The 7,101-nt window shown below is 72.1% G+C and carries 6 protein-coding genes; 1 reads left to right on the top strand and 5 read right to left on the bottom strand.

What is annotated here, in order from left to right:
• Positions 1-98 precede the first annotated feature (98 nt).
• The 3 genes from ACFW16_RS28855 to ACFW16_RS28865 all read right to left on the bottom strand — a co-directional run bounded on the left by ACFW16_RS28855 (position 99) and on the right by ACFW16_RS28865 (position 4,147).
• Positions 99-1,049 (bottom strand): sugar-binding protein, encoded by a 951-nt coding sequence (locus tag ACFW16_RS28855; RefSeq protein ID WP_380311654.1) that lies wholly within the window; start codon positions 1,047-1,049, stop codon positions 99-101.
• A 135-nt stretch (positions 1,050-1,184) separates the two neighbouring features.
• A complete protein-coding gene (cueR, locus tag ACFW16_RS28860) occupies positions 1,185-1,610 on the bottom strand; it encodes a Cu(I)-responsive transcriptional regulator (protein WP_380311655.1) in 426 nt (141 codons plus the stop codon).
• The gene (locus ACFW16_RS28865; protein WP_380311657.1) at positions 1,607-4,147 is read right to left on the bottom strand and encodes a heavy metal translocating P-type ATPase; all 2,541 of its coding nucleotides are present in this window, start codon (positions 4,145-4,147) and stop codon (positions 1,607-1,609) included. The genes cueR and ACFW16_RS28865 overlap by 4 nt, the downstream gene beginning before the upstream one ends.
• A 158-nt stretch (positions 4,148-4,305) precedes the next feature.
• Between ACFW16_RS28865 and ACFW16_RS28870 the strand changes: the two genes are divergently transcribed.
• Entirely contained in the window at positions 4,306-4,512 is a 207-nt protein-coding gene (locus ACFW16_RS28870) for a heavy-metal-associated domain-containing protein (protein WP_380311658.1), read from the top strand.
• A 22-nt stretch (positions 4,513-4,534) separates the two neighbouring features.
• Here the strand turns inward: ACFW16_RS28870 and ACFW16_RS28875 are convergent, their stop codons facing one another.
• Positions 4,535-5,977 carry an alpha/beta fold hydrolase gene (locus ACFW16_RS28875; RefSeq protein WP_380311660.1) on the bottom strand — a complete coding sequence of 481 codons (1,443 nt, stop codon included), beginning with the start codon at positions 5,975-5,977 and terminating at the stop codon, positions 4,535-4,537.
• 75 nt (positions 5,978-6,052) lie between these two features.
• The gene (locus tag ACFW16_RS28880) at positions 6,053-6,976 is read right to left on the bottom strand and encodes an NAD(P)-dependent oxidoreductase (RefSeq protein WP_380311662.1); all 924 of its coding nucleotides are present in this window, start codon (positions 6,974-6,976) and stop codon (positions 6,053-6,055) included.
• Positions 6,977-7,101: the final 125 nt, after the last annotated feature.

Consider the following 7,101-nt stretch of genomic DNA (forward strand, 5'->3'; position numbering starts at 1 on the left):
GCCCTGCTAGCGTTAACACCCACCGCCGCGCGCCCTCCCCCGAGTGGAGGTGGGTAACGGAACGGGTTCGTACGAGCCGTACGCAGTCGCTGCCGGCGCTACTTGCCCAGCAGTTCCTTCATCTGCTTCTGGAAGTCGGCGACGTTGCTCTGGTCGATCAGCCGGGTCGGGATGATCTTCAGCTTGTCGGCCGGGATGAAGGACTTGTCGCCCTCGACATACTGGGCCAGCAGCTTCACCGTCTGGTAGCCGAACTCGTAGGGCTGCTGCACCACCGTGCCCTCGATCACGCCCTCCTGCACGCCGCGCAGGGTGACCGGGTCCTCGTCGAAGCCGACGACCTTGATCTGGCCCAGCTTCCCGGCCGCCTTCATCGCGTCGTAGATGATCGGCGTGTTGTAGGAGTAGAGGCCGACCAGCATCGCCAGGTCGTCGTATTTGGTCAGCGTGTCCTCGACATTGCGCTTGGCCTTGGCGAAGTCGATGTCGTCGGTGCGGACGTCGACGATCTCGATCTTGGTGCCGGCGATCGCCTTCTTGATGCCCTCGACCCGCTCACGGGCGTTGGCGTTGCCCAGCGTGCCGACGAACAGCATGATCTTGCCGCCGTCCGGCAGCGACTTCTTGATCAGCTCGCCCGCCTGCACGCCGGCGGCGACGTTGTCGGTGCCGATATACAGCAGCCGGTTGCTCTTCGGCGCGTCGCTGTCGAAGGTGAACAGCGGCACCTGGCCGGCGGCGGAGTTCAGGAGGGCGGTCGAGTTGTCCGGGTCGACCGGGCTGATGCCCATGCCGGCAACGCCGCGGGCCAGCATGTCCTCGACGATGCGGCGCTGCTCGGCGGCGCTGGATTCGCCGGGGATCTTGAACTCGACGCTGTAGCCCTTGAGCTCGGACACCGCCTTGTCGGTGCCCTTGTGGGCGATGGTCCAGAAATCGGACGAGCCGTTGACGACGAAGGCGATGGTCTTGTCGGCGGCGCCGGCCGGGCCGATGGCGAGGACCGACGCGACGGCGGCCGCGAGGCCCGCCAGGATCAGGCGCTTCATTGGGTTCCTCCCGTTTTCCGAGTCCCGCTCTGCGGCGGGGTCGGACAACATTGCTATTATAATCAGACAATTTGGATCACAACGACCCGAACCGGTCAAGCCGGTGCGCAACAAGCGGCCGGATGCGGCCGGCGCTCAGGCGGATCGTGCCCGCCGGGCCGGCTTCGGCTGGGGCTGGAGCGCCAGGTCGTCGAGGATCGGGCAGTCGGGCCGGTCGTCGCCGTGGCAGCAGGCGGAGAGATGGCGCAGCGTGGCGATCATCTGCTTCAGCCCTTCGACCTTATGCTCCAGCTCGGCGACATGGCCGAGCGCGATCCGCTTGACGTCGGCGCTCGACCGGTCGCGGTCCTGCCACAGGGCCAGGAGGCCGGCGATCTGCTCGACCGAGAAGCCCAGGTCGCGGGCGCGGCGGATGAAACGCAGCGTGTGCACGTCGTCGTCGGTGTAGACGCGGTAGCCGGCCTCGGTGCGGACCGCCTGCCGGGTCAGACCGACGGTTTCGTAGTAGCGGATCATCTTGGCGGAGACGCCCGAGGCGGCGGCGGCCTGGCCGATGTTCATGGTCTGGCCTCCTCGGAGATGAGCCGCGCCGCCGGCGCCGGCCCGTCGTCCCGGTCCGCCAGCGGCGGCGGGAAGCGGCGCAGGCGCAGCGCGTTGGCGAGGACGAACACGCTCGACAGCGCCATGGCGCCGGCGGCCAGGATCGGCGACAGCAGCCAGCCCTGGGCCGGGTACAGGGCGCCGGCGGCGACGGGGATCAGCGCGGCGTTGTAGGCGAAGGCCCAGAACAGGTTCTGCTTGATGTTGCGGATCGTCGCCTGCGACAGGGCGATGGCGGTGGCCACGCCGCGCAGGTCGCCCGACATCAGCACCAGGTCGGCGCTCTCGATGGCGATGTCCGTGCCGGTGCCGATGGCGATGCCGACATCGGCGGCGGCCAGGGCCGGCGCGTCGTTGATGCCGTCGCCGACGAAGGCGACCCGCCGGCCGCCGGCGCCCAGCCGCTTCACCGCCTCGACCTTGCCTTCCGGCAGCACCTCGGCCGCCACCTCGTCGATGCCGAGGCGCCGGGCGATCGCCTCCGCCGTGCCGCGGTTGTCGCCGGTGACCATCGCCACCTTCAGGCCGAGCGCGTGCAGCGCCCGGACCGCCTCCGGCGTCGACGGCTTGACCGGGTCCGACACCGCGATGATCGCGGTCAGGCGCCCGTCGACCACGGCGTAGAGCGGCGACTTGCCGTCCTCGCCGAGGCGGCCGTCCGTTGCGGCGAAGGCCGACGGGTCCAGGCCCAGCGAGCGCATGTAGCGGTCGGCGCCGACCGCGACGCGGCGGCCTTCGACCGTCGCCGCCACGCCGTGGCCGGGCACCGCCTCGAAGGCCTCGGCCGCGGGCAGGGCCAGGCCCCGGGCGCCGGCGGCGGCAGCGATCGCCTCGGCGATCGGGTGCTCGGACCGGGCCTCGACCGCGGCCACCAGGCGCAGCGCCTCGTCGCGGTCGAAGCCGTCGAGCGTGTCGAAATCGGTCAGCTCGGGCCGGCCCCGGGTCAGCGTGCCGGTCTTGTCGAGCGCGATCACCCGGGTGTCGCGCAGGGCCTGCAGCGCGTCGCCCTTGCGGAACAGCACCCCCAGCTCGGCGGCGCGGCCGGTGCCGACCATGATCGAGGTCGGCGTCGCCAGCCCCATGGCGCAGGGGCAGGCGATGATCAGCACCGCGACGGCGTTGACCAGGGCGAAGGCCGGGTCCGGCCCGAAGGCCAGCCAGACCAGGAAGGTCGCGGCCGCCACCGCCATCACCGCGGGCACGAACCAGGCCGTGACCTTGTCGACCAGCGCCTGGATCGGCAGCTTGGCGCCCTGCGCCTGCTCGACCATGCGGATGATCTGGGCCAGCACCGTCTCGCCGCCCACGCGCGTGGCGCGGAAGGAGAAGCTGCCGGTCTTGTTGATGGTGCCGCCGACCACCTCGGCGCCGACGCCCTTGGCCACCGGCACCGGTTCGCCGGTGATCATCGCCTCGTCGACGAAGGACGAGCCCTCGAGCACCTCGCCGTCGACCGGCACCCTCTCGCCCGGCCGCACCAGCACGGTGTCGCCGGCCCGCACCTCCTCCAGCGCCAGGTCCAGGGTCCGGCCGTCGCGCACCACCCGCGCGGTCTTGGGCTGCAGCCCGACCAGCCGGCGGATCGCCTCCGAGGTGCGGCCCTTGGCGCGGGCCTCTAGATACCGGCCCAGCAGGATCAGCGTGGTGATCACGGCCGCGGCCTCGTAATAGACATTGCCCGTGCCGGCCGGCAGCGCGCCGGGCAGGAAGGTGGCGACCACCGAATAGCCCCAGGCCGCCGCGGTGCCCAGCGCGACCAGAGAGTTCATGTCCGGCGCGGCGCGCAGCAGCGCCGGCACGCCCTTGCGGAAGAAGCGCAGCCCCGGGCCGAACATCACCGCACTGGCCAGCACGAATTGCAGGATCCAGCTCTGGCGCATGCCGATCGTCGCCATCACCAGGTCGTGGATGGCGGGGATCAGATGCGTGCCCATCTCCAGCACGAAGACCGGCAGGGTCAGGATGGCGGCAAAGGCCAGGCTGCGCCCCAGCGCCGCCGTCTCCACGGCACGGGCGTCGCACTCGCGGTCGCCGGCATCCTCCGCGCCGATGCGCCGGGCCTCGTATCCCGCGTCGCGGACGGCCTGCTCCAACGCCGCGGGCCGCACCGCGCCGCGGGCGAAGCGGACCGTGGCGCGCTCGGTGGCCAGGTTGACGGCAGCCCCGATCACGCCGGGCACGGCCTTCAGCTTCTTCTCGACGCGCGCGACGCAGGAGGCGCAGGTCATGCCCCGGATGGCCAGCTCGGCCGTGTCCTGCGGCACGGCATAGCCCGCGCTCTCGATCGCCTTCACCACCGCCGGGATGTCCGGCGCGGCCGAGAACGACACGTCGACCCGTTCGGTGGCCAGGTTGACATTGGCGGCGGCGACGCCTGGCGTCTTCGCGATCGACTGCTCGACCCGGCGCACGCAGGAGGCGCAGGTCATGCCTTCGATGGCGAGCTGGACCACATTCCTGGCGCCTGAATTCGATGACTGCACGGTTCCGATTCCCATCTCGCAACAGCGGATGTGGGGTGAGATGGACCTTCCCACAATGGGAAGGTCAAGGGATGATTCGACGGGATCGATCGGGCGGCAAAAACCCACTTGACCTTCCCATGGTGGGAAGCCTGACAGTGCCCTGGTCCATGCGAAACAGGAGTCGAACCATCATGGGTGCAACGCTGTCCTTCCGGGTCGAGGACATGACCTGCGGCCATTGCGCCGGCACGATCAAGGGCGCGATCGAAGGCAGCATCCCCGGCGCCCGGGTCGAGGCCGATCCGGTGCGCAAGCTGGTCTCCGTCACCGGAACCGACGACCGGGCTCAGGTCGCCGGGCTCATCGCCGAGGCCGGCTACACCCCCGAAGCGGCCTGAGCCGGGGGGCGCCAGCCCGGGCTCAGCCGTTGACCAGGAAGCGCAGCGGGTCGGGCGCGACCTGGCACGCGTCGACCGGCTGGCGGTCCGGCGCGTCCAGGAACTTGCCCGCCAGGGTCTCGGCGCAGGGGTCGCTGCCGATCAGGCCATGGCCCTGGTCCTGGCGCTCGACCAGGAAGCCGTTCGGCAGATGCGACGCGGTGGCGCGGGCCCAGGCCGGCGGCGTCACCGGGTCGAGCCCGCCGGACAGGATCAGGGTCGGGATATTGCTGTCGACCGGCTGCGAGGCGAGGTCGTCCGCCGCGCCGGCCGGCCAGGCCGGGCAGGTCGATCCCGGCGCGTCGCGCAGGTCGCCGGCATCCGGCGCCAGGCATTCGGCCAGGTCGTAGGCGCCGTTGGCGATGGTCGGGTCCAGCAGACCCGTCAGCCACTGCTCCGCCGCCTCCTCATAGGCTTCGTCGCGGTCGGCATCGATGCCGGCGATCAGCGCCGGCAGGGTGGCGGCGTCGTCGCGGGAATAGAGGTCGTTGAACACCACCTCGGCCAGCAGGCCGCCGGTGAACATCAGCTCGGCCTCGCCGCCGCCGTCCGGCCGTGCCACGGTGACGGTCGGCGGCTCGTCGTCCAGCCGCTCCAGCAGGGTGCGGTAGCGTCCGGCCAGGTCGGGATAGGCGGCGTTGCAGGCGGCATCGGCGGCGCAGGCGGCGAAGACGCGTTGCAGCGACCGGTCGCCGTCCGGATCGTCCTCCTCCGACGCGGTGAACAGGCTCTTGCCCGGCGGGTAGACGCCGTCGAGGATCATCGCGGCGATGCCGTCGGGATAGCGCCGCACCGTCTCCAGCGCCAGTCGGGTGCCGTAGGACGACCCGAACAGCACCCATCGGTCGATGCCGAGGGCGAGGCGCAGATCGGCCACGTCGCGGGCGCTGTCGGGCGTGGTGTAGCGGGTCAGGTCACGGCCCTCGGCCTCCCAGCGGCTGCGGCAGGCGCGGGCCGCGTCGACCGACGCCGCGGCGTTGCCGCCGTCGCCCTCCGGGCCGTTGGCGCGGATCTGGGCGTCGATCATCTCCGGGCAGGTCAGGTTCGGTTCCGACCTGCCCATGCCGCGCTGGTCGTACAGCACCAGCTTGCGCGTCTGCAGCCAGTCGTTGCGGGCGATCAGGTCCCACCAGCGGGCGATGCCGTCGGGGTCCAGCCCCGCCGCCCCGCCCGGCCCGCCTTCGAGATACAGGATCGGCGGCGCGTCGCCGAGCTTGTCGGGGGTGGACAGGATGGCGACGGCGAGCGCCACGGTCGCGCCGTCGGGCTTGTCACGGTCCTCCGGCACGGTGACGGTGCCGCAGGTCGCGGCCCGTCCGTCCGGCACCGTGAAGCCGCAGGCCCCGGCGTGGAATTCGGGCGCGGCCAGGGCCGGGGCGGCCCCGGCCAGGGTCAGGGCGGCGATCAGGATCAGGCGGCGGATCATCATCGGCATTCGCGGGACAAAGCCGACCAAACCTAAGCAAACGGGCGAGGCGGCGCCATGCGGCAAGAGCGTCCGCTACTCCGCGGCCAGCAGCGCCGTGCTTTGCGGGACGGACTCGGCGACCAGCTGCACCACCTGCAGGCCCCGGCCCAGCTCGTCGCGCAGGGCGGCGGCCTCGGCCGGCGTCCGCACCGTGGGCCGGCGCGGCGTGTCGCGGCGGGCATGGTCCAGCACCGCCGGGTCGACACCGTCCCCGACCAGCAGCAGGTCGGCCCGGCGCAGCGCCGCCACCTGGCGCAGCGTCAGGTCCTGCTCGCCGCCCCGCCCGATGGTGATGCGGGTCAGCGAGCCGGCGGATGGACGGGCTGCGGCCACCTGGTCCAGCAGGTCGAGCGCCGCCGCCCGGTCGGCGGCTCCGTCGCGGTACAGCCGGCGCCAGAAGGCCAGGCGGCGGGCCGGGTCGGCGATGCGGCGGCGGATCTCGTCGCGCAGCGTGCCGGACAGGGCGGCGAGGCGGCCGAGGCCGGGCGGGATCAGCGTCTCCAGCTCCTGCCGGATCAGCCCGGCGACGGCTGGCGCGGCACCGCCGGTCGAGATCGCGACCACGATGGGCGAGCGGTCCAGGATCGCCGGCAGGATGAAGTCGCACAGCGCCGGCCGGTCGACGACGTTCAGCGGCACGCCGGCCGCCCGCGCCAGGGCGGCGCTGTGGGCGTTCGTGTCGGGGTCGCCTGAAGCGTCGATGGCGAGGCATGCCCCGGCCAGATGATCGGCCGTCAGCGGCCCTGCCAGGATCTCGGCGCCGGTCGCGTCCGCCGTCTCGGCGAAGCCGGAATCGGCGCCGACCAGCCGGATCGCGGCCCCGGCGCGGCGCAGCAACTCGAATTTCGGCGCGGCTGCATCGCCGCCCCCGACCAGCACGCAAACCCGGCCGCGCACGGTCAGGAAGACAGGCAGGTGGGGCAGGGGAGTTTGGTCCTGGAGAACCGGAGGGGCCACCGCCTTCCCGGATTTCTCCTTCCTTTTGAGTCCCCCCTCCCCTTGCGGGAGGGGGGTAGGGGGAGGGGGTTCGGCCCGACAGACCCGGCCATTCTCGTCGGGGTGCCGAGCCTTGCTGGAGTGGG

Origin of the sequence: Inquilinus sp. NPDC058860 (assembly GCF_042743185.1) — a bacterium.
In the GTDB taxonomy this organism is placed as follows: Bacteria; Pseudomonadota; Alphaproteobacteria; order DSM-16000; family Inquilinaceae; genus Inquilinus.